Raw genomic sequence first — 17,635 nt, forward strand, 5'->3', positions numbered from 1 at the left:
ACACCTTGCTGTTCGTTCATCGTGTGACGGAGATCCGTCGGTCTAAATAACATGTTAACTATATAAGGCGGTGACGCGCGCGCAAGTCGGGTCGATGACAGGATGATGCCGATGAGAACGGTCGAGGGCAGCGACGACACGGATGCGCTTCTGGCGCAGAGCGGTGTCCGCCGTGTCGCGGTCGCCGTCGGCTTCGTGCTCTTCGGCGTCGCCTGGGTCCTCGTCGACCGTTTCGAGGCGGCCCAGCGAGCGGAGCCGCTGTCCGTCCTCGAGCTGCTGGTGGCCCTCGCCGCCTGTGTCCTGCTGCTCTGGCGTCGGCGTGCTCCCGTCCGGATCGCTGTGGTGGTGATCCTCGTCGCCGCGTTCATCCCCGGTGCGGCCGGTGCTGCGCTCCTCGCCCTGTTCTCGCTCGCCGTGCGTCGATCGCCGCGCTGGACGGTGCCGCTCGGAGCCGCCTACGTCGTGGCGGTCATCGTGGGTATGCCGGGACCGATCGTCTGGAACACGGACGCCCTCGGCCAGGTGGGCGTCGCAGTCGTGCTGGCTGCGTTGGCGATCGTCGGCGGCACGACGGTTCGCAACCGGCGTCGGCTCATCGCTTCGCTGGTGGCGTTGGCGAGCAGTGCGGAATCCGTCGAACGGGAGCGCGTCGAACGGGTGCGAGCCGAGGAGCGCTCGCTGCTCGCCGGTGAGATGCACGACGTCCTCGCGCATCGGATGAGCCTCGTCGCGATCCACGCCGGCGCCCTCGAATACGCCGCCGGCCTTCCCGCGGCCGAGACGCAGCGCGCGGCCGGCGTGATCCGTGCAGGCGTGCACCAGATGCTCGTCGACCTCCGCGACGTCATCGGCATGCTGCGTGACGAGTCGACGGAGCGGGACGCCCTCGGGCCGACGCCGACGCTGTCCGACGTCGACGTCCTCTTCCGCGACAGTGCGAGCGCGGGGTACCCCGTCGACGCCGTCATCGACATCGACGAGGTACGGGATGCGTTGCCGGTGCAGGTCGATCGCGCGGCCTACCGGGTCGTCCAGGAAGGCCTGACCAACGCACGGAAACACGGTGGTGGACCGTCGGTCTCCGTGCTGATCAGCGGGTCGTTCGACACCGGTCTCGCGGTACGGATCAGTCAGCCGATGCCACCGGGAGCCCTGCGTGCCGTGGCCTCCGTGCCCGGGTCGGGGACCGGTCTGATCGGGCTCGTCGAGCGCGCGACCCTCGTCGGAGGCACGGTCGAGTTCGGCCGGCACGACGCAGCCTTCATCCTGTCCGCCTGCTTCCCCCTGGAGACGCATGCCTGAGCTGGACGACGAGATCCGGCTGCTGCTGATCGATGACGAATGGCTGGTGCGCTCCGGACTGCGGACCATGCTCACGGGCCAGCCGGGGATCACGATCGTGGGCGAGGCGGGCGACGGGTCGAACGCCGTCGAGTTGGTGCGGTCGAGCGGCGCCACCGTGGTGCTGATGGACATCCGCATGCCGAGGGTGAACGGAGTCGAGGCGACCGAAGCGCTCCGCGTGTTGCCCGATCCACCGCACGTCATCGTGCTGACGACCTTCGATCAGGACAACCTCATCCTCCGGGCGCTGCGGGCTGGCGCGAGCGGGTTCCTCCTGAAGGACACGCCGCCACCCGAACTGGTCGCGGCGATCCGCCGGGTCGCGGCCGGCGAGCAGATCCTCTCGCCGACGGTGCTGCGCAAGCTGATCCTCCGATTCACCGAGCCGGGCCCGGCGCCAGCCCGCACACAGCACCTCGCCCGGCTGACACCGGCCGAGCAGCGCGTCGCCCTCGGCGTCGCGCGAGGGCGTTCGAATGCCGAGATCGGCGCTGAACTCTCCGTGTCGTTGGCGACCGTGAAGAGTCACGTGTCGAGCATCCTGGGCAAGCTCGGCGTCGACAACCGAGTCCAGATCGCGCTGCTGCTGCACCAGGAGGCTGTGGGCGGATAAGCGTCTCCGGGTCGTCGAGTGGACGCCCGTCGCTCAGGATCGCCTCATCCCAAAGGAGGGCGCCTTCGGGAGGAATCTCGTGGGTCTCGGCCCGCGGTTCGTTGATTTCCCGCGGTGGTCGACGACGAGGCCGAAGTCGAAATGGGGTCGCCCCAGGGAGCGCCGAGGACGCGGCTGTTCAACTGTGTGGACGCCGCTGCGAACCTGCAGCCCAACGAAAGGCTCGCCTCATGATCCACAACCGGACGCTCCGACGCGTCGTCGTCACCACCGTCTGCGCCGCCTTCCTGGCGGTCGGCGCGACCGCATGCGCGAGTGCCGGTCCCGCCGGTGAGAGCCCCGTCCCCGCGTCCAGTGAGGCGACGTCGAACGGCCCGATGGACCCGGCGACGGCGGCCAAGCTCGACGCCATCATCGATGAGGCTCTCACGACCACCGGCGTACCTGGCGTGATCATCGGCGTCTGGGGCCCGGCGGGCGACTACACGCGGGCGGCCGGGGTGGCGGACACGGCGACGAAGGCTCCGATGACGACCGACGTCGCCATGCGGATCGGCAGCGCAACGAAGCCCTTCACCGTGACCGCCCTGCTGCAACTCGTCGACGACGGGAAAGTGGCTCTCGACGATCCGATCTCGAAGTATGTCGACGGCGTCACGGACGGCGGCTCGATCACCCTCCGCCAGCTGGCCGGGATGCGGAGCGGGATCCCCGACTACAGCTCGACCGAAGCGTTCGTGACCGACTACCTCGCCGATCCTGAAGCCGGGTTCACGCCGCAGCGACTCCTCGGGTACGTCGCAGACCAGCCGCTCGGCTTCACGCCCGGATCGCAGTTCGAATACTCCAACACCAACACCATCCTGCTGGGGCTCGTTGTCGAGCACGTCACCGGGTCGTCGTTGTCCGACGTGATCACCGAGCGCATCCTCGATCCGCTGAAGCTCGATCACACACGGTTCCCGGAGGGCAACGAGTTGCCGAAGCCGCACGCGCAGGGGTACACGAACCAGACGGCGGACGGCGCCGTCGCGGATGCCACCGACTACAACCCGTCCTGGGGTTGGGCGGCGGGGGCGATGAACTCCACACTCGACGACCTGCGCCGCTGGGTGCCTGCGCTCGTGAACGGCGAACTGCTGTCGGACGAGACGCAGCGCGAGCGACTGCACGCCGAGCCGCTTGCGGAGGGCGACGACAGCGTCGGGTACGGCCTCGGGCTGTTCAACGTGAACGGCTGGATCGGTCACAACGGCAGCCTCCCGGGCTACAAGACCGTCACCGTGTACCTGCCGGAGGAGGACACGACCCTCGTCATGCTTGTCAACACCGACATCGAGGGCGAGACGGATCTCGCCTCCGCCCTGATGCAGCCGATCACGGAGCTCATCTCCCCAGAACACGTGTACGCGGGCTGAACCAGCGCAGGCGGGGCGGAGCGCCCGGTGTGGGGCATGCTGATCGGCGGATCGGTATGCTCCGCTCCGCGCTTCAGCTCAGGCGGCGTGACAGATGCACGTCGACGCTGTCGCCGATGTCCTTGCCGAGGCGCTTGCGGAGCTTGGCGCTGATCGACAGCATGTGCCCGCCGACGCCGGTGGGCATGAGGCCCATGTTGAGCACTTCGACGCCGTCGACCGTCGCATCGACCCGGACGGACTTCCCCGTGCCGAAGAGCTCGACTGATCCTGGCACCTCGACGTACGACCAGATGTCGCCCTTCACCTCGACCCCGATGGGCGCGCTGAAGCGGTGGTCGAGTGCGATCGGTTCGATGGCCATCGTTGGACTCCTCGTCAGTGGCGGTCCGCGATGTCACCGCGGCTGGACTCATTGTCCGCTGGACGCACCGGACCCGGCAATGGTGTCGGCTGCGACGCGGCGCCCGACAGCAGGTGATCCGCCCCAGGGGAGGAGATACTGCGCGATTCCGTCCTGCTATCGCGCGGGTGTCCTGCTCTGGCGCGGAGGCTCAGCTCCGTTCGGTGCCCGGCTGGCCCCAGTTGATCGGTGATCGGACCGACAGCGGATACTTCGCGTCCAGGCGGGGATCGACGACTGCACTGAAGACGCCGTTGACGAGAGCGCCACCCGCGCCCCAGTACGCGGGGATGATCAGCCATCCGAGCCATCCGAGTGCGCTGAGCGCGCCGGTCGGAACCAACACGACCGTGCCGAGCGTGACGAGGATGCCGATGCCACCGAAGGCGTACCCGATGCCTTGTGCGATGCCGTCGCGCTTGGCCTGCTGTGCTCGCTTCCGTGCATCGAGTCCGTCCACCGAGTCTTCGAACGTCTTCGTCTCGACGTGGATGAAGAGCTCGCCGACGGGGACACCGAGCGCATCCGCGATGAGACCGATCGTCTCCAGGCTCGCGTCACTGCCTGCCTCGAGCCGCTGAATGGTGCGGGTGGTGATGCCGCTCTCTGCGGCGAGGCGCTCCTGCGTCCAGCCCTTGGCCCTGCGCAGTTCGCCGATTCGTGTCTCGTTCATGATGCAACCCTAGGAACAGACCGGGCGACATGGCCACGACATCGACCCGACGATCACCCGACACCGACCCGACTCATGCCGGTCGTCCGTCCGCGCGGGGGGATTCACGCTGCGGAACGGACATCCTGCATGAGGCGCGGTGTCCGCCACTGACCGATCAACCGCGCCCACTGTGACACCGGGTAGGCGAGCCGGACAGTGAAGTAGTTGACGTACTCGATCATCCCGAAAAGCCACACCAGCACCACCAGGATCGCCAGGCCGGGCTGCGCCGGAAGCCACAGGAGCACGCCGACGAGCCCTGCAACGAGGAGGGCGGCGTCGAGGACGCGGAGCACTCGGAACAGGCGCGCCACCCGAAGCGGCATCGGCCGCAGCTCGACCCAGCTCCGCGCGAGCAACCAGTAGGCGCCGGCCTGCAGCAGGATGGCGAGCAAGGGGACGAGGGCCGCCCAGAGCGCGAGCGCTCCCTGCTCGTCGTTGAACATCGGAACCACGGTGACCAGGGCGACCGCGGCGAAGACGGCGGCAGCGGTCAGCTCACCCAGTCCGAGGCTCAGGTAGCGGCGTTGCCGTGTCGTTCGTCGCTCGTCTGACATCAGGCCACCCTAGCCGTCGGCCCTCGTGCGTCCGTCAGAGGCGAGTCCTGCCGTGGTCAGAGCGTCGGCAGTGTCATGATCTCCGCGCCATCGGCGGTGATCGCGATGGTGTGCTCGCTGTGAGCGGTGCGGCTGCCCGTGACGCTCCGGAGTGTCCATCCGTCGGCATCGGTGACGAGTTCGTTGGTGTCGGCCATGATCCACGGCTCGATCGCGAGGAGGAGCCCCGGACGGAGCTTGTAGCCACGGCCGGCGCGGCCGTCGTTCGAGACGTGCGGGTCCTGGTGCATGGTCGTGCCGATGCCGTGACCACCGAACTCCATGTTGATCGGGTAGCCGGCGGCGCTCAGGACGTTGCCGATCGCGAACGAGATGTCGCCGATCTTCGCGCCGGGGCGGGCAGCGGCGATGCCGGCGGCGAGCGCCCGTTCGGTGGTCTCGATCATCGCGAGGTCTTCGGGGCTCGCGGTGCCGACGACGAAGCTGATGGCGGAGTCGGCTGCGATGCCGTCGAGGAGGACCGCGAGGTCGAGGGTGAGGAGGTCGCCGTCCGCGAGCGCGTAGTCGCGGGGGAGACCGTGCAGCACGGCGTCGTTCACGGCGGTGCAGATGTAGTGGCCGAAGGGGCCGCGGCCGAAGGAGGGCGCGTAGTCGACGTAGCAGGAGACGGCGCCGGCCTCGAGGATCATGGCCTTCGCCCAGCGGTCGATCTCGAGGAGGTTCGTGCCGACCGTTGCGCGCGCCTTGAGCGTGTGGAGGATGTTCGCGACGAGGGCGCCGGTGCGTCGGGCCTTGTCGACCTCGGCGGGGGTGAAGATCTCGATCATGCGGGTGCCCTTCGTCTGTCGGGTGTGCGGCGGTGCCGCGCGAACTCGTCCAGCCAATAACTATACCGGTCAAAGTATCCCGTACTACACTCGGAGCCATGGTCAGGCTCCCGCTCACTCCCGCCGACGTCGAACGCGGTCAACGCCTCGGCGCACTGCTGCGGCAGGCGAGGGGTGCGCGCCCGATGCTCGACACCGCCCTCGACGCGGGGCTCTCGCCGGAGACGCTGCGGAAGATCGAGTCGGGCCGTGTCGCGACGCCGTCGTTCTCGACCATCGCCGCCATCGCCGATGTCCTCGGGTTGTCGCTCGACGAGGTCTGGGTGACGATCAACCCCGCGTCGCTCTCGACGGATGCCGATGCTGGTGGTCCGGGTGGGCGACTGCACGAGCGGTTGGTGTCGTAGCGCGGGTTACTGCGTATCGCGAGTGTCCTCGGCGACGGGGCGCGTGAACACGTTGTCGCTGAGGCGGGTCCAACCCTCGTCCGGGTCGAGTTCGGTGCCGGCGACCGCGTCGGGCAGCACTCGGTACTCGTTGACACTGTCGCTCATCGCGAAGCTCTCGCCACCGCATGACCGGAGCGGGCCGTCTGCAGCGAAGACGAACAGGCAGACCCGGTCGTGCCCCTGTTCGGTCGCCGATGCGAGGAAGACCTCCGTGTCACCCTGGACGGCGACGAGTCGGGCGGTGTCGGCGTCGATGGTGAACCCGTCGCTGCCGTCGCCGATGCTGCTGGCGGGCAGCTGATCTTGCGCGGTCGGCTCGCGGTCGAGGTCGGCGTACGTGGGCGGCGTCTGGCCGATGCCGGTGCAGCCGCCGAGCCCGATCATGAGCGAGATCGCCCCGAGTGTGCTGATGATGCGTCGTTGCATGTGACGTCCCCCGATGCCAGTTCCCGACAGCATACGGGCCGCGCGCAAGGGGCTGACCGGCGCGGAGGGCGGATGCGACACTCGTCCCATGGAACCCGACGTCGCGATCCGCGCGGCAACCGCCGAGGATGCCGCCCAGCTGGCCGAGCTGAAGCTGCTGTGGTCGCCGCCGGACGTGGAACCGAAGGACTGCGAGCGGGCGATGTTCGCGCACGACCTCAGGTCGTGGATCGAGGCCGCCCCGGACGCGCGCATCTGCATGGTCGCGGCGATCGGCGAGCAGCTCGTCGGCATGGCCTGGCTGGTGGTCTTCGAGCGGGCGCCGGATTACGACGCGCGGCGACGCCTGACCGGTGACGTCCAGAGCGTGTTCGTCCGTCCCGAGCACCGCGGGCGCGGCATCGCAGGAGAGCTTGTCCGTGCACTGCTGGGTGCCGCGGATGATCGGGGGGTGCTGCGAGTCACGGTCAGTGCGAATGTCGAGGCCGCCCCGGTGTACCTGCGAGCGGGTTTCCGGGACGCGCCGATGTTGTTGGAGCGCCGGCGCGAACGTCCGATCGGCTGAGCTGGCCCGCCGCACGAAGCCCCACCAGTCGGTGCGGACTGATGGGGCTTCGGTGAGGCGTGTGGAGCTGGGGGAGTCGAACTACTCGGAGTCGTCGAGGTCCAAGCTCGACGCCGAGCAGGATGCGGATGCGTACTCGCCGGTCGACGTCTGCTCGGCGACGACCTCGCCGTCGACGGTGATCTTGCAGCTGATGTCGCCGGTGTCGTCCATGCCGTTCATCGCCATCAGGTAGAACGAGGTGTAGTCGAACGTACCGCCGGCCTTGATCGTGAACTCCTTGGTGAAGGGGAGCGCCTGATCGTTGGCCTGCTCGGTGCCGCTGTTGCCGTCGGTGAAGGTCGCGTAGGTGATCGACGAGGCAGCCGAGGTGCCCGTGACCTCGTACACGACGGTGACATCGCGGTCGGCCTCGGCCGACGATTCGGCGACCGCCGTCTTGATGCCCTCGCTGACGACGCCGGCGAAGCCAGCGGTGTACGTGATGGCGAGGACGATGCTGAGGATCATCGCGACGAGTGACACGGCAGTGCCGGCGATCGCGAGTCCCTTCTTCTTGTTCTTGAGGAAGAGGGCGATGATGCCGAGCACGAGGCCGACGAACGCGACGAAGCCGGTCACGAAGTTGACGAACGGGATGAACGCGCCGATGAACGCGACGCCACCGATGATGAGGGCGGCGAGGCCGAGGCCGTTGCCCGTCGTGCCGGTCGGCTGCTGCGGTCCGCCGAACTGCTGGCCATAGGGCTGCTGAGCGTACGGCGGCTGGCCGGGCTGCTGCGGAGGCTGCTGTCCGTAGGGCTGCTGCTGCGGCTGCTGTCCGTATGGCTGCGGAGGCTGCTGCCCATAGGGCTGGCCGTTCGGCTGCGGCGGGACGGGAGGCTGGTTCTGGTCGGACATGCGGTGGTGCCTTTCTGCTGTGTGCTCGACGCCGTTGTGGCGGCTTGAGGGATGATGCTCGATGTGCGGAGGTGTGGCGAGTCCCGGTCGCGGTGTGCTGCGCGTCGGGTGACTGGCTCTGAGTCAGTACGGGTAGGAGACCATGCGGCGGTTGGCGGTGTCCACCTGTGACTGCATGGTGCAGAGGTCGACGATCCACCAGACGAACGCCGCGAGGATCGCGATCAAGCCGATGCCGATGAAGCTCAGCGCCCAGCCGCCCCACCACAGGGCGATGAAGCCGATCCCGGCACCCACGTTGCCGAGGTAGAACTGGTGCGCGCCGAAGCCGCTGAGCAGGATCGCGAACAGGTAGGCGGTGCCTGTCTGTTTCAGCGGCCGCACGTACGCGACCGGGTATGGCTGGCCTGGGTACGGCTGGGCGGCGTAGGCAGGCTGCTGACCGTATGCCGCCTGTTGGCCGTAGGGCTGGGTCGGCTGCACCTGGTTCGGGTACTGGGTCGGCTGCGTGTAGAGCACGGGCGGCTGCGCGGGGGCGTACGGTGCAGGCCCCGTCGGCTGCGGCAGCGCGGGCGCATGCGGGAGTGGCGCGGCGGGTGCTACTGCGGACGTCCAGGCGGAACCGTCCCAGTACTGCTGCTGCGCAGGGTTCTGCGGGTGCGGGTACCAGCCGGCGGGGATGTGCGCAGGCGGCTGCGGGACAAGCGTCATCGGAGTTCTTTCAGAGAGGAGCGTGCGCCGGCAGAGCGCTGCGGCAATGCGATGCGGCGGAACGTTGCGACGGAGTTGACGATCACGGCGCGGGGCCCGCGGGTTCAGTCTGCTGTCCGCGCTGTGGGGGACAACAGTCCCAATATAGGTCACGCGCCCGACTTATGGAGGGGTGCTGTCCCTGAGGTTCAGGCGAGCACGGGGGGTATGCGCGACGCTGCTCCCCAGGTAGCACGCGCCGCCCGGGTTTCGATGCTGGCGCGTCGACGGTTCATGTGGCTGTCGTCGGCCGAATACCGTGTCGACGTCGACGTTATTCCCCGACCCGACAAGGTCTTTGTGCCTCATGGCTCAAGCCTTTGGTGATCGCCAAGCGATCGGCGAGGATGAACAGCCCCATGACCAAGAGGAGACACCATGTCCCAACTGACCCGATCGAACATCCAGCGGAAGGCGCCCGGTAAGAAAACGCGTTTGGGGGTCCGCGCCGTCAGCGCGATCGTGCTTGCCTCGGTCGTGCAACTGGCTTCCATCGGCGCAGGCCTCTCGATGCTGCTGGCGACGGCGCTCGGCGCCGCGACCGTGCCCTCCAGTCGGACATCAGCTCAGAGTCACGAGGGATCGTCGTCGCGGAGTGAAGCCGTCGCTGCGTCGACGGCGACGCTTCTGAGGGTCATCGACTCCCTTGCGGACGACGGTGGGCGCTTGGTCGACAGCTCGACGTCGGACCGACCCTGCACGCTGCTGTCGGAGCACGGCGAGTCGATGCTGCTCGCCCGCGTGGAGGGGACCGTCGAGGTGGCACCCGGACATGGCGCCGCGGCGACCGAGCGCATCGTCGAGATGGCGTCGCGAGGGAATTCAGCAGTCTGGTCGGCTGACGGGTCGTCGGTGCGTGTGAGCTTCGATCGATCGGTGAGCCAGGAGGAGGGCGATCCGCAGACGTTCGACGACGCGCTCACCGTCGCGTGGACGGCCGGTGCAGATGCCGACACCTTGTTGGTCACAGCAGACGAAGGGTGTTTCCCACGCTGACAGCTACCCGAGGTGACGGCGTCCGGCACGCTCGGCGAACCGGTCCAGTGCACCCAGGATGTCGTCGGCGCGCCAGACCTGCCCGATGCGATGCTCGGAATGCTGTCGGAGGACGCCATGATCGACCGGCCGGCGCAGATGCGGGTAGATGTTCGTGACGCCGATGCCGAGTTGTTCGGCAGCCGAGGTCGCGGTGAACACGGGCTGCCGAGACGTCAGCTCCATGATCCGAGCCAGCTCGACCGGGTGTCGACGTCAGCTGCGCTGCGGACGTTCTGCCGCCGCGAGTAACCGGTCGACGGCGCTCGGTGCGCCATCGAGCCCGCCAGGGTTCTCGGCGAGAGCGACGACGCCCTCGGAGACCGTGAACAACTGCGGGTACCGACGGGCGCGGGCGCCGATCTGCGTGGCCGGGACGAGATGTCCGTCGCCTCGCGAATAGAGTTCAGCCTCGTTGATCGCGTCCGCGAGGTCGGTGGCGCGCATCGGCGCATCGCGCTCGGTGAGTACGGCGTTCATTGCTTCGTGGAGTGTCATCAGCACCAGTCTGTCGGGTGCGCGCCGTCGGCGGGCGGCTCGCGTGGTCTCGCCGCCCGCCCGATCGCTACGAGGCGTCCCGGTAGCGCTTCGCGGAGCCGACCGCCTCGCGCAGCTGGTCGGCGTCGAAGTCGGGGCCGTATCCGGGGGTGTCGCGCTGGATGCGCCATCCTTCGGCCAGCGGGCCGATGTCGACGGGCTCGAAACCGAAGGAGTCGATGAGTGCTGCGACGGTGGCCTTCGCGTCTGCGTCGTCTCCGGCGACGATGAGCGCACGACGGTTCGGGGTGCCGGAGGGCTTCCCCTTCGTGGTGAGGTCTGCGGCGTAGATGTGGTTGAACGCCTTCACCACGTGCGACTCGGGCAGGCGTGCCTGGAGCAGCTCGGAGACGGTGGTCGTCTCCTCGTCGAGGGCGGCGATGTGCCCGTCGCGCTGGGGGTAGTAGTTGTTCGTGTCGATGACGACCTTGCCCGCGAGCGGCTCGACGGGAACCGTGTCGATCGCGTGGAGCGGGATGGTGACGACGACGAGCTCGCCGCGCTCGGCTGCGTCGAGGGCGGTGCCGGCTGTGGCGTGCTCGCCCAGCTCGGCGACGAGGTCCCCGAGCGTTTCAGGGCCGCGGGAGTTGGAGACGATGACGTCGTGTCCCTGGGCGACCGCGAGGCGCGCGAGCTGTGAGCCGATGTGTCCTGAACCGATGATTCCGATGGTTGTCATGGTGACGGTAACGGGCGCCCAAGCACAGCCATTCCCATCTTCAGCGCTCTCCCTGCGAGTGGTCCGGCGTCGCTCAGCGCACCCGCGATACCCTGGCGCACATGACTGCTTCGCTGAACGCCCTTGCCCAGGAACTCACTCGCCGGGGTGTCGTAGCCTCGCCGGAGGTCGAGGACACCTTCGTCTACGGGCTTGCGCGCTTCAACGCGATCGACGCCGAGGTGATGCTCAACGTCGACCCCGAGCCCGAGGAGCAGGAGGAGCCGGAGCCCGCTGCGCTCGCCGATCAGGCAGAGCGCGTCCTGGCGATCTCGGCGCCCGAGTGGGCGGTGCTGCTCGATCGCGTCGCCTCCGAGATCGAGGAGTCCGTCGAGGCCGACGAGGTGTTCGAGCAGGCCGACCTGCGCGCCGACCTCATCCTCCGGTCGATCATCGTCTTCATCGACGTGGTGCTGCTCTCCTTCGATGCACCGAAGCAGTTCCCCGACAGCTCCGTCCTCGTCCAGCTCGATGCCGATCTGGCGTTCGAAGCCGTCGAGGTGGAGCCCGACGAGGACGACGAGGACGGCGAGACGATCACCTTCGGCACCGTCGAGGAGCTTGTGCGCCACCTCTCGATCTGATGCGGTCGCCGTTCCCGAGCGCGGCCGCAGTGTAGACACCTGCGCGTCCTCGCCGCGGGACTTTACGAGATGTCTCGTTCTGTGACCGCCCTCCGGTAACACGATGTGGCCTTCGCCGACGCCGTGCCCAAACTGTCATCCAGGCGCGGATCGGCGCCGCACCACATCACAGTGACCCAGAGGATGACGACCATGAGCGACAGCACCGGACCAGGACCGAACCCCGAGCAGAGCGAGCTGCGCAACGCGCTCGCCTCGGGCAAGAAGAAGCGCAGGAACATCCTGATCGGTGCGATCGCGGTCGTCGCCGTCGTCGCGATCGCCGTGGTCGTGTCGGTGGTCGTCGGCAACCAGGGCAGCTCCGCCGAGGCAGCCGGCGGATCCGCTTCACCTGCGGAGCGCCTCAGCGTGAAGATCGCCGTCTCCGAGGACACGCAGCTCCAGGACGCCGTGAAGGAGGTCGCGGCCGAGAAGGGCCTCGACGTCGAGTGGGTCAACGTGAAGGACTGGGTCCTCCCCAACACGGAGCTCGTCGCAGGCACCGTCGATGCCAACGCGTTCCAGCACATCCTCTATCTGTCGGCCTTCAACGCTGAGAACGACGCTGACCTCACCCCGGTGTTCTCGACCGTCATCACGCAGTGGGGCATCTTCTCGAAGACGCTCACCGACGTGAAGGACCTCGCCGACGGCGCCCGCATCGCGATCCCGGACGACCCGTCCAACGGTGGTCGTGCCCTGAACATCCTCGCTGCCGCCGGTCTCATCGAGATCGCTGACGACGCCGGCAACTTCCCGACCGTCGAAGACGTCACGTCCAACGACAAGAACATCCAGTTCGTCCCGCTGCCTGCCACGAGCATCGTGCAGCAGTTCGACGACCCGTCGCTCGCGGCCGTCGTTGTCGGTACCTCCTACTTCGACCCGAGCCAGGGCATCACGAAGGACGACGCACTCTTCCTCGACGACTCGCTCGACGCGAAGAACCTCCCGTATGTGAACGTCATCGCCACCCGCGAGGACAACAAGGACAACCCGGCCTGGAAGATCCTCGAAGAGGCCTACGCCGACAAGCGCGTCAAGGCAGCCCTCGACGACGAGTACGCGGGCAACTCGATCTTCGTGAACGTCCCGGTGAAGGACCTCCGCGACAAGCTCGCGGAGCTGCAGGACGAAGCGAAGTAGCTCCGTCGCAGGGAAGGGTGTCTGCGGTGTGGGGCCGCCGACCCGAGGGGCGTCACGGATGATCTCCGGGCGCCCCTGTCCCACGACAGCAGGCACCACCCACGAACCACCCGGCACCGTCCGGATGACTCCGACTCAGTGATGAGGACAGATCGATGACCACAGCAATCGCCTTCGAGCACGTCAGCAAGACGTTCACGGTGAAGGGCCGCAGTTTCGAAGCGCTGCACGACGTGAACCTCACCGTGGAGCGCGGGGAGATCTTCGGCATCGTCGGGTTCTCCGGGGCAGGCAAGTCGACGCTCTTGCGCACGGTCAACGCGCTCGAGCGGCCGACGACCGGCCGGGTCGTCGTGGAGGGGCGCGAGATCTCGGCACTCGCCGGCAAGGAGCTGTACTCCGCCCGCCAGCGCATCGGGATGATCTTCCAGCAGTTCAACCTGCTGGAGTCCCGCAATGTCTACAAGAACATCGCCTACCCGTTGAAGCTCGCGAAGCTGCCGGACGCCGAGGTCGTCGATCGGGTGGAGGAACTGCTCGCGTTCGTCGGGTTGAGCGACAAGGCGCTGTCGTATCCGTCGCAGTTGTCGGGCGGGCAGAAGCAGCGGGTGGGGATCGCGCGGGCGCTCGCGACCAGGCCCGAGATCCTCATCTCCGACGAGGCGACGAGCGCACTCGACCCGCAGACGACCGGCGAGGTGCTGGAGCTGCTGAAGCGGGTGAACGAGGAGTACGGGATCACGATCCTGCTCGTCACCCACGAGATCGACGTGATCCGGGAGATCGCCGACCGGGTGGCGGTGATGGAGAACGGCGAGGTCGTGGAGTCCGGGAGCGTGTACGAGGTGTTCTCCGCCCCGCGCACCGCTGTCGCGCGTCGGTTCGTGTCGAGTGTGCTGCATCACATCCCGTCGGCGGACGCTCTCGCGAAGATCCGTTCCATCCATCACGGTCGTCTCGTGCAGCTGCATGTGGAGGACCGCGACACGAACCACCCGTTCCTCTCGCGGGTGGCACGGGAGCATGACATCGACTTCAACGTCGTCTTCGGTGGTGTGGACGAGCTGCAGGGACGCCTGTTCGGCAGCCTCACCGTCGAGCTCCTTGGCGCCGACGACCGAGTCGACGGCGCCATCGACGCCCTCCGCACCACAGCCACCGTCACCGCGATCGATCCCGCCCCGTCGTCGCTCCCTGAGCTTGTCGAGGGGTTATCCGCAGAAACACCTCGACAGGCTCGGCGACCGGAGGAATCCTCGCTCCCCGAGCTTGTCGAGGGGCCCACCCCACCCACCGCAACCTCCCTGAAGGAGACCTCCCGTGCGTGACTTCGATCCCGAAGCGTTCTTCCCGCGCCTGCTGAAGGCGATCGCGGAGACGGGCCTCATGGTGTCGGTGTCGTTCGCGGTCGCCACCGTGATCGGCATCCTGCTGGGACTCCTCCTCTATGCGAGCCGTCGGGGCAATCTCCTCGAGAACCGCTACATCTTCGGTGTCCTGAACTTCATCATCAACGTGATCCGTCCAGTGCCGTTCCTCATCGTCGCGATCGCCCTGATCCCGTTGACACGTCTCGTGTTCGGTACCGGCCTCGGCCCGCTGCCGGCGACGATCCCGTTGATCCTCGTGGCGAGTGTCGCGATCGGGCGGGTCTCCGAGTCGAACCTCGTGGCAGTCTCTCCCGGGGCGATCGAGGCCGGTGCCGCCATGGGCGCGAGCCCGGCGCGGGTCCTCTTCACGATCGTCGTCCCCGAGGCGCTCGGCCCGCTCATCCTCGGGCTGACCTACATCCTCGTGGCGCTTGTCGATGCGACTGCGGTGGCTGGCGTGATCGGCGGCGGTGGCCTCGGTGACCTCGCCATGACCTACGGCTACCAGCGGTTCGACTGGATCGTCGTCGGGCTCGTCGTCGTGACGCTGATCCTGCTCGTGCAGATGGCGCAGTGGTTCGGCAACCTCCTCGCGAAGTCGGTGCTCCACCGATGAGTGCAGAACAGAACGGAGTGACCGTGGACGAGTCGGCACGGAGCCAGGCGGCAGCGGACGACGCCGTGTCGCCGTCGAGCCCATTCGACGAGCAGGCCTTCGTCGACTTCCTCCAGCGTGTGCGCGGCGGGGCGATCGAGCGGGAGACCGACCGGCGACTCCTGTTCGACGAGCTCGCCGAGTTGCGTGCCCTCGGCTTCGGGGCGCTGCGCATCCCGGTGTCGGCCGGCGGCGCGGGACTGACGGTGGAGCACCTGTTCGAACACCTCATCGACCTGTCGGCGGCGGATTCGAGCCTCGGGCATGTGTGGCGTGGGCACATCCTGTTCGTCGAGTCGCTGTTGGCGGAGCCGGAGGAGGCGTATCGGCAGCTGTGGTTCGGACGGTTGCTGACGGGGGACTTCGTCGGGAACGCGCAGTCGGAGCGGAATGCGACGGCGCACCTGGAGACGGAGCTCGAGCGGTCGGACGACGGCCTGTTCGTCACCGGCACCAAGTACTACACGACGGGTTCGATCTATGCCGACTGGATCCACCTGTCGGCGCTCGACGGTGAGGCGCGCATCGGGTTGACGGTGTCGGCGCACGATGCCGGGACGCGGTCGACCGACGATTGGGACGGCTTCGGTCAGCTGCTCACAGGCAGCGGGACGACGACGTTCGATCGGGTGGCGGTGGATCCGCGCGACATCGTGGAGCTGCGTGGCGGGGCGGCCGGGTGGCATCGGACCGGGGCGTTGCAGCAGTTGATCCTGGTCGGGGTCGTCGCGGGGATCGCGCAGCGGGCGGTGGAGGACACGGTCGCGTATGTGCGGGCGCGTCGGCGCACAGTCGGGTTCGCGGGGGAGCATCTGCCGCGGGAGGATCCGCTGGTGCAGTCGGTGGTCGGTCAGCTGAGCAGTGCGGCGCACGTGGCGCGGGCGTTGGTGTTGTCGAGTGCGCGGACGCTGGAGGCGTCGGTGCACGGCGGTGAGGAGGGCGCGAGGGACGTGCTGCTGGAGGTGTTCAAGCTGCAGCAGACGGTGTTCCCGCTGGTGCTCGATGCGTTGAGCCGGCTGTTCGAGGTGGGTGGGGCGTCGGCAGTGAGTCGCACGCATGCGCTCGACCGCCACTGGCGGAACGTGCGGACGATCGCCTCCCACAACCCCGCCGCCCAGCGTGCTGCGGCCCTCGGCCAGTGGGAGCTCAACGGCACCCTCCCCGAGTGGCAGGCCCCGGGCCGCGTGGCGGACCCCGCGGTCGCCGCCGAGACGGAACCTCCGGTCGCCCAGGGTCCGTCACCCGATCTCGAAGGCCCGGCCATCTCCGTTCCCTGAGCTTGTCGAAGGGCCCACGAGCCCCTCCCTCGCCGAACGACCCCAACCCCGAGGATCCCTCCCGTATGACCTCTCTCCCCACCTCACCGCGCGACCTCGTCGCCCGCTTCACCGCGGTCTTCACCGAGGTCGGCCGCACCACGATCGCCCGTGAGCAGTCCCGCACCCTTCCGTTCGCGGAGGTCGAGCTTCTTCGCGAGGCAGGCTTCACCCGCGTGACCCTCCCGCCCCGCCACGGCGGCGACGGTGCCACGCACGCGGAGTTCTTCGAGCTCCTCGCAGAGCTCGCGCGACGGGACCCGAACATCGCCCAGCTCTTCCGCTCCCACTTCTCCTACATCGACCGCGCGCTGCACTCGCCGGACTCCCCGCAGCGCGAGGCGCGTCTGGCCCGTTTGGCGGATGGTGCGATCGTCGGCAACGCGAGCCACGAGCGTTCCTCGGCGAAGGTCGGCTCGCTGGAGACCCAGCTCACGTCATCGGAGGCGGACGCTACCCTCCGCCTCAACGGCACCAAGTTCTACAGCACGGGCACGCTCTTCGCGGACCTCGTGGGCGTCGCGGCGGAGCAGGACGGCGAGTTCGTGTCGGTGTTGGTGCCGACGGATGCGGCCGGGGTCGAGCGGATCGACGACTGGAAGGGTTTCGGCCAGCGGCTCACCGGCAGCGGGACGACGGTGTTCACTGAGGTCGAGGTGGATCCGGACGCAGTGACGCGTCGCGAGCTTGACCGTCCGTCGCACGCCGGCGCCTTCGTCCAGTTGGTCCTGCTGGCGGCGGTGACGGGGATCGGGCGGGCGATCGTGGACGATGCGGGGGAGTTCGTGCGCTCCCGCACCCGTGCGTACAGTCACGGTTCGGCGCCGACGGCGGCTGCTGACCCGATCGTGCAGGAGGTCGTGGGTGATCTCTCGGCGAAGTCCTTCGCGGCGGACGCGGCGCTCGCCGCAGCTGTGGCGGGCCTGGGCCGTTCGAGTGCGGCGGTGCTCCGTGACGCATTGTCCGACGAGGTCGAGCAGCGGGTCGCCGAGGTCGAGCTCGCGACGACGCGGGCCCAGCTGGTCATCCTGCCGTCGGTCCTCGATGCGGCGACCGCCCTCTTCGAGGTCGGTGGTGCCAGCGCGGTCGAGACGGCTCGCGGCCTCGACCGTCACTGGCGCAACGCCCGCACCCTCGCCTCCCACAACCCGGCCCGCTTCAAAGCCCGGGCCGTCGGAGACCACGTGATCAACGGGACGAAGATCGCCTCCTGGTGGAGTACGGGAGAGGCGTAGGCCTCTCGCTCATGTCGTATTTCAGATTTACAA

Annotated in this window: 21 protein-coding genes and 1 pseudogene; 12 read left to right on the forward strand and 10 right to left on the reverse strand. The window is 68.1% G+C overall.

From position 1 onward, the window contains the following. Positions 1-111 precede the first annotated feature (111 nt). From ABMA10_RS02520 to ABMA10_RS02530, 3 genes are all read left to right on the forward strand, one after another. Positions 112-1,302 carry a sensor histidine kinase gene (locus tag ABMA10_RS02520; RefSeq protein ID WP_431031148.1) on the forward strand — a complete coding sequence of 397 codons (1,191 nt, stop codon included), beginning with the start codon at positions 112-114 and terminating at the stop codon, positions 1,300-1,302. Then, positions 1,295-1,957, forward strand: coding sequence for a response regulator transcription factor (locus tag ABMA10_RS02525; protein WP_347869697.1), 663 nt, complete (start codon positions 1,295-1,297; stop codon positions 1,955-1,957). The genes ABMA10_RS02520 and ABMA10_RS02525 overlap by 8 nt, the downstream gene beginning before the upstream one ends. A gap of 230 nt (positions 1,958-2,187) precedes the next feature. Further along, positions 2,188-3,375 carry a serine hydrolase domain-containing protein gene (locus ABMA10_RS02530; RefSeq protein WP_347869696.1) on the forward strand — a complete coding sequence of 396 codons (1,188 nt, stop codon included), beginning with the start codon at positions 2,188-2,190 and terminating at the stop codon, positions 3,373-3,375. Positions 3,376-3,448: 73 nt separating this feature from the next. On the opposite strand, the gene ABMA10_RS02535 is transcribed toward ABMA10_RS02530, so the two are convergent. From ABMA10_RS02535 to map, 4 genes are all read right to left on the reverse strand, one after another. Continuing rightward, positions 3,449-3,739, reverse strand: a complete 291-nt coding sequence (locus ABMA10_RS02535; RefSeq protein ID WP_347869695.1) for a DUF1905 domain-containing protein — start codon at positions 3,737-3,739, stop codon at positions 3,449-3,451. A 190-nt stretch (positions 3,740-3,929) separates the two neighbouring features. Then, the gene (locus ABMA10_RS02540; protein ID WP_347869694.1) at positions 3,930-4,451 is read right to left on the reverse strand and encodes a helix-turn-helix domain-containing protein; all 522 of its coding nucleotides are present in this window, start codon (positions 4,449-4,451) and stop codon (positions 3,930-3,932) included. A 104-nt stretch (positions 4,452-4,555) separates the two neighbouring features. Then, positions 4,556-5,050: a hypothetical protein gene (locus ABMA10_RS02545; protein WP_347869693.1), complete on the reverse strand. Its 495-nt coding sequence runs from the start codon at positions 5,048-5,050 to the stop codon at positions 4,556-4,558. Positions 5,051-5,106: 56 nt separating this feature from the next. After that, entirely contained in the window at positions 5,107-5,877 is a 771-nt protein-coding gene (map, locus tag ABMA10_RS02550; RefSeq protein WP_347869692.1) for a type I methionyl aminopeptidase, read from the reverse strand. Positions 5,878-5,975: 98 nt separating this feature from the next. On the opposite strand from map, the gene ABMA10_RS02555 reads away from it, so the two are divergent. Next, positions 5,976-6,284 (forward strand): helix-turn-helix transcriptional regulator, encoded by a 309-nt coding sequence (locus ABMA10_RS02555; protein ID WP_347869691.1) that lies wholly within the window; start codon positions 5,976-5,978, stop codon positions 6,282-6,284. 6 nt (positions 6,285-6,290) lie between these two features. Here ABMA10_RS02555 and ABMA10_RS02560 read toward each other — a convergent pair whose 3' ends face one another. Beyond that, the gene (locus tag ABMA10_RS02560; RefSeq protein WP_347869690.1) at positions 6,291-6,752 is read right to left on the reverse strand and encodes a hypothetical protein; all 462 of its coding nucleotides are present in this window, start codon (positions 6,750-6,752) and stop codon (positions 6,291-6,293) included. Between the two features lie 88 nt (positions 6,753-6,840). On the opposite strand from ABMA10_RS02560, the gene ABMA10_RS02565 reads away from it, so the two are divergent. Next, positions 6,841-7,317, forward strand: coding sequence for a GNAT family N-acetyltransferase (locus tag ABMA10_RS02565; RefSeq protein ID WP_347869689.1), 477 nt, complete (start codon positions 6,841-6,843; stop codon positions 7,315-7,317). A gap of 81 nt (positions 7,318-7,398) precedes the next feature. On the opposite strand, the gene ABMA10_RS02570 is transcribed toward ABMA10_RS02565, so the two are convergent. Both ABMA10_RS02570 and ABMA10_RS02575 read right to left on the reverse strand, forming a co-directional pair. Beyond that, a complete protein-coding gene (locus ABMA10_RS02570; protein WP_347869688.1) occupies positions 7,399-8,217 on the reverse strand; it encodes an MmpS family transport accessory protein in 819 nt (272 codons plus the stop codon). A gap of 123 nt (positions 8,218-8,340) precedes the next feature. Continuing rightward, positions 8,341-8,928, reverse strand: a complete 588-nt coding sequence (locus ABMA10_RS02575; RefSeq protein WP_347869687.1) for a TM2 domain-containing protein — start codon at positions 8,926-8,928, stop codon at positions 8,341-8,343. A gap of 417 nt (positions 8,929-9,345) precedes the next feature. On the opposite strand from ABMA10_RS02575, the gene ABMA10_RS02580 reads away from it, so the two are divergent. Further along, positions 9,346-9,963, forward strand: a complete 618-nt coding sequence (locus tag ABMA10_RS02580; protein WP_431031149.1) for a hypothetical protein — start codon at positions 9,346-9,348, stop codon at positions 9,961-9,963. 3 nt (positions 9,964-9,966) lie between these two features. Here ABMA10_RS02580 and ABMA10_RS02585 read toward each other — a convergent pair whose 3' ends face one another. From ABMA10_RS02585 to ABMA10_RS02595, 3 genes and pseudogenes are all read right to left on the reverse strand, one after another. Further along, positions 9,967-10,188: a hypothetical protein gene (locus ABMA10_RS02585; RefSeq protein ID WP_347869685.1), complete on the reverse strand. Its 222-nt coding sequence runs from the start codon at positions 10,186-10,188 to the stop codon at positions 9,967-9,969. Between the two features lie 30 nt (positions 10,189-10,218). Further along, entirely contained in the window at positions 10,219-10,500 is a 282-nt protein-coding gene (locus ABMA10_RS02590) for a hypothetical protein (RefSeq protein ID WP_347869684.1), read from the reverse strand. A gap of 67 nt (positions 10,501-10,567) precedes the next feature. Then, positions 10,568-11,335 (reverse strand): annotated as a pseudogene (locus ABMA10_RS02595) (NADPH-dependent F420 reductase); the annotation flags it as partial. Here ABMA10_RS02595 and ABMA10_RS02600 point away from each other — a divergent pair. The 6 genes from ABMA10_RS02600 to ABMA10_RS02625 all read left to right on the forward strand — a co-directional run bounded on the left by ABMA10_RS02600 (position 11,320) and on the right by ABMA10_RS02625 (position 17,602). Beyond that, positions 11,320-11,841, forward strand: coding sequence for a cytochrome C5 (locus ABMA10_RS02600; protein WP_347869683.1), 522 nt, complete (start codon positions 11,320-11,322; stop codon positions 11,839-11,841). The pseudogene ABMA10_RS02595 and the gene ABMA10_RS02600 overlap by 16 nt on opposite strands. A gap of 192 nt (positions 11,842-12,033) precedes the next feature. Continuing rightward, positions 12,034-13,026: a MetQ/NlpA family ABC transporter substrate-binding protein gene (locus ABMA10_RS02605; RefSeq protein WP_431031150.1), complete on the forward strand. Its 993-nt coding sequence runs from the start codon at positions 12,034-12,036 to the stop codon at positions 13,024-13,026. A gap of 155 nt (positions 13,027-13,181) precedes the next feature. Beyond that, positions 13,182-14,354 carry a methionine ABC transporter ATP-binding protein gene (locus ABMA10_RS02610; protein ID WP_347869681.1) on the forward strand — a complete coding sequence of 391 codons (1,173 nt, stop codon included), beginning with the start codon at positions 13,182-13,184 and terminating at the stop codon, positions 14,352-14,354. Beyond that, positions 14,347-15,012 (forward strand): methionine ABC transporter permease, encoded by a 666-nt coding sequence (locus ABMA10_RS02615; RefSeq protein WP_347869680.1) that lies wholly within the window; start codon positions 14,347-14,349, stop codon positions 15,010-15,012. Before ABMA10_RS02610 ends, ABMA10_RS02615 begins: the two co-directional genes overlap by 8 nt. Further along, a complete protein-coding gene (locus tag ABMA10_RS02620; protein ID WP_347869679.1) occupies positions 15,009-16,328 on the forward strand; it encodes an acyl-CoA dehydrogenase family protein in 1,320 nt (439 codons plus the stop codon). The genes ABMA10_RS02615 and ABMA10_RS02620 overlap by 4 nt, the downstream gene beginning before the upstream one ends. A gap of 65 nt (positions 16,329-16,393) precedes the next feature. Next, on the forward strand, positions 16,394-17,602 hold the full coding sequence (locus ABMA10_RS02625; RefSeq protein WP_347869678.1) for a hypothetical protein: 1,209 nt from the start codon (positions 16,394-16,396) through the stop codon (positions 17,600-17,602). Positions 17,603-17,635 lie beyond the last annotated feature (33 nt).

The sequence above is a fragment of the Plantibacter sp. RU18 genome (assembly GCF_050613355.1).
Taxonomy (GTDB): Bacteria; Actinomycetota; Actinomycetes; order Actinomycetales; family Microbacteriaceae; genus Plantibacter.

What these genes read in the sequence shown, in the direction of transcription:
- ABMA10_RS02520 (WP_431031148.1), top strand. Translation starts at nt 112, where the DNA reads ATGAGAACGGTCGAGGGCAGCGACGACACGGATGCGCTTCTGGCGCAG.
- ABMA10_RS02525 (WP_347869697.1), top strand. Translation starts at nt 1,295, where the DNA reads ATGCCTGAGCTGGACGACGAGATCCGGCTGCTGCTGATCGATGACGAA.
- ABMA10_RS02530 (WP_347869696.1), top strand. Translation starts at nt 2,188, where the DNA reads ATGATCCACAACCGGACGCTCCGACGCGTCGTCGTCACCACCGTCTGC.
- ABMA10_RS02535 (WP_347869695.1), bottom strand. Translation starts at nt 3,739, where the DNA reads ATGGCCATCGAACCGATCGCACTCGACCACCGCTTCAGCGCGCCCATC.
- ABMA10_RS02540 (WP_347869694.1), bottom strand. Translation starts at nt 4,451, where the DNA reads ATGAACGAGACACGAATCGGCGAACTGCGCAGGGCCAAGGGCTGGACG.
- ABMA10_RS02545 (WP_347869693.1), bottom strand. Translation starts at nt 5,050, where the DNA reads ATGTCAGACGAGCGACGAACGACACGGCAACGCCGCTACCTGAGCCTC.
- map (WP_347869692.1), bottom strand. Translation starts at nt 5,877, where the DNA reads ATGATCGAGATCTTCACCCCCGCCGAGGTCGACAAGGCCCGACGCACC.
- ABMA10_RS02555 (WP_347869691.1), top strand. Translation starts at nt 5,976, where the DNA reads ATGGTCAGGCTCCCGCTCACTCCCGCCGACGTCGAACGCGGTCAACGC.
- ABMA10_RS02560 (WP_347869690.1), bottom strand. Translation starts at nt 6,752, where the DNA reads ATGCAACGACGCATCATCAGCACACTCGGGGCGATCTCGCTCATGATC.
- ABMA10_RS02565 (WP_347869689.1), top strand. Translation starts at nt 6,841, where the DNA reads ATGGAACCCGACGTCGCGATCCGCGCGGCAACCGCCGAGGATGCCGCC.
- ABMA10_RS02570 (WP_347869688.1), bottom strand. Translation starts at nt 8,217, where the DNA reads ATGTCCGACCAGAACCAGCCTCCCGTCCCGCCGCAGCCGAACGGCCAG.
- ABMA10_RS02575 (WP_347869687.1), bottom strand. Translation starts at nt 8,928, where the DNA reads ATGACGCTTGTCCCGCAGCCGCCTGCGCACATCCCCGCCGGCTGGTAC.
- ABMA10_RS02580 (WP_431031149.1), top strand. Translation starts at nt 9,346, where the DNA reads ATGTCCCAACTGACCCGATCGAACATCCAGCGGAAGGCGCCCGGTAAG.
- ABMA10_RS02585 (WP_347869685.1), bottom strand. Translation starts at nt 10,188, where the DNA reads ATGGAGCTGACGTCTCGGCAGCCCGTGTTCACCGCGACCTCGGCTGCC.
- ABMA10_RS02590 (WP_347869684.1), bottom strand. Translation starts at nt 10,500, where the DNA reads ATGACACTCCACGAAGCAATGAACGCCGTACTCACCGAGCGCGATGCG.
- ABMA10_RS02600 (WP_347869683.1), top strand. Translation starts at nt 11,320, where the DNA reads ATGACTGCTTCGCTGAACGCCCTTGCCCAGGAACTCACTCGCCGGGGT.
- ABMA10_RS02605 (WP_431031150.1), top strand. Translation starts at nt 12,034, where the DNA reads ATGAGCGACAGCACCGGACCAGGACCGAACCCCGAGCAGAGCGAGCTG.
- ABMA10_RS02610 (WP_347869681.1), top strand. Translation starts at nt 13,182, where the DNA reads ATGACCACAGCAATCGCCTTCGAGCACGTCAGCAAGACGTTCACGGTG.
- ABMA10_RS02620 (WP_347869679.1), top strand. Translation starts at nt 15,009, where the DNA reads ATGAGTGCAGAACAGAACGGAGTGACCGTGGACGAGTCGGCACGGAGC.
- ABMA10_RS02625 (WP_347869678.1), top strand. Translation starts at nt 16,394, where the DNA reads ATGACCTCTCTCCCCACCTCACCGCGCGACCTCGTCGCCCGCTTCACC.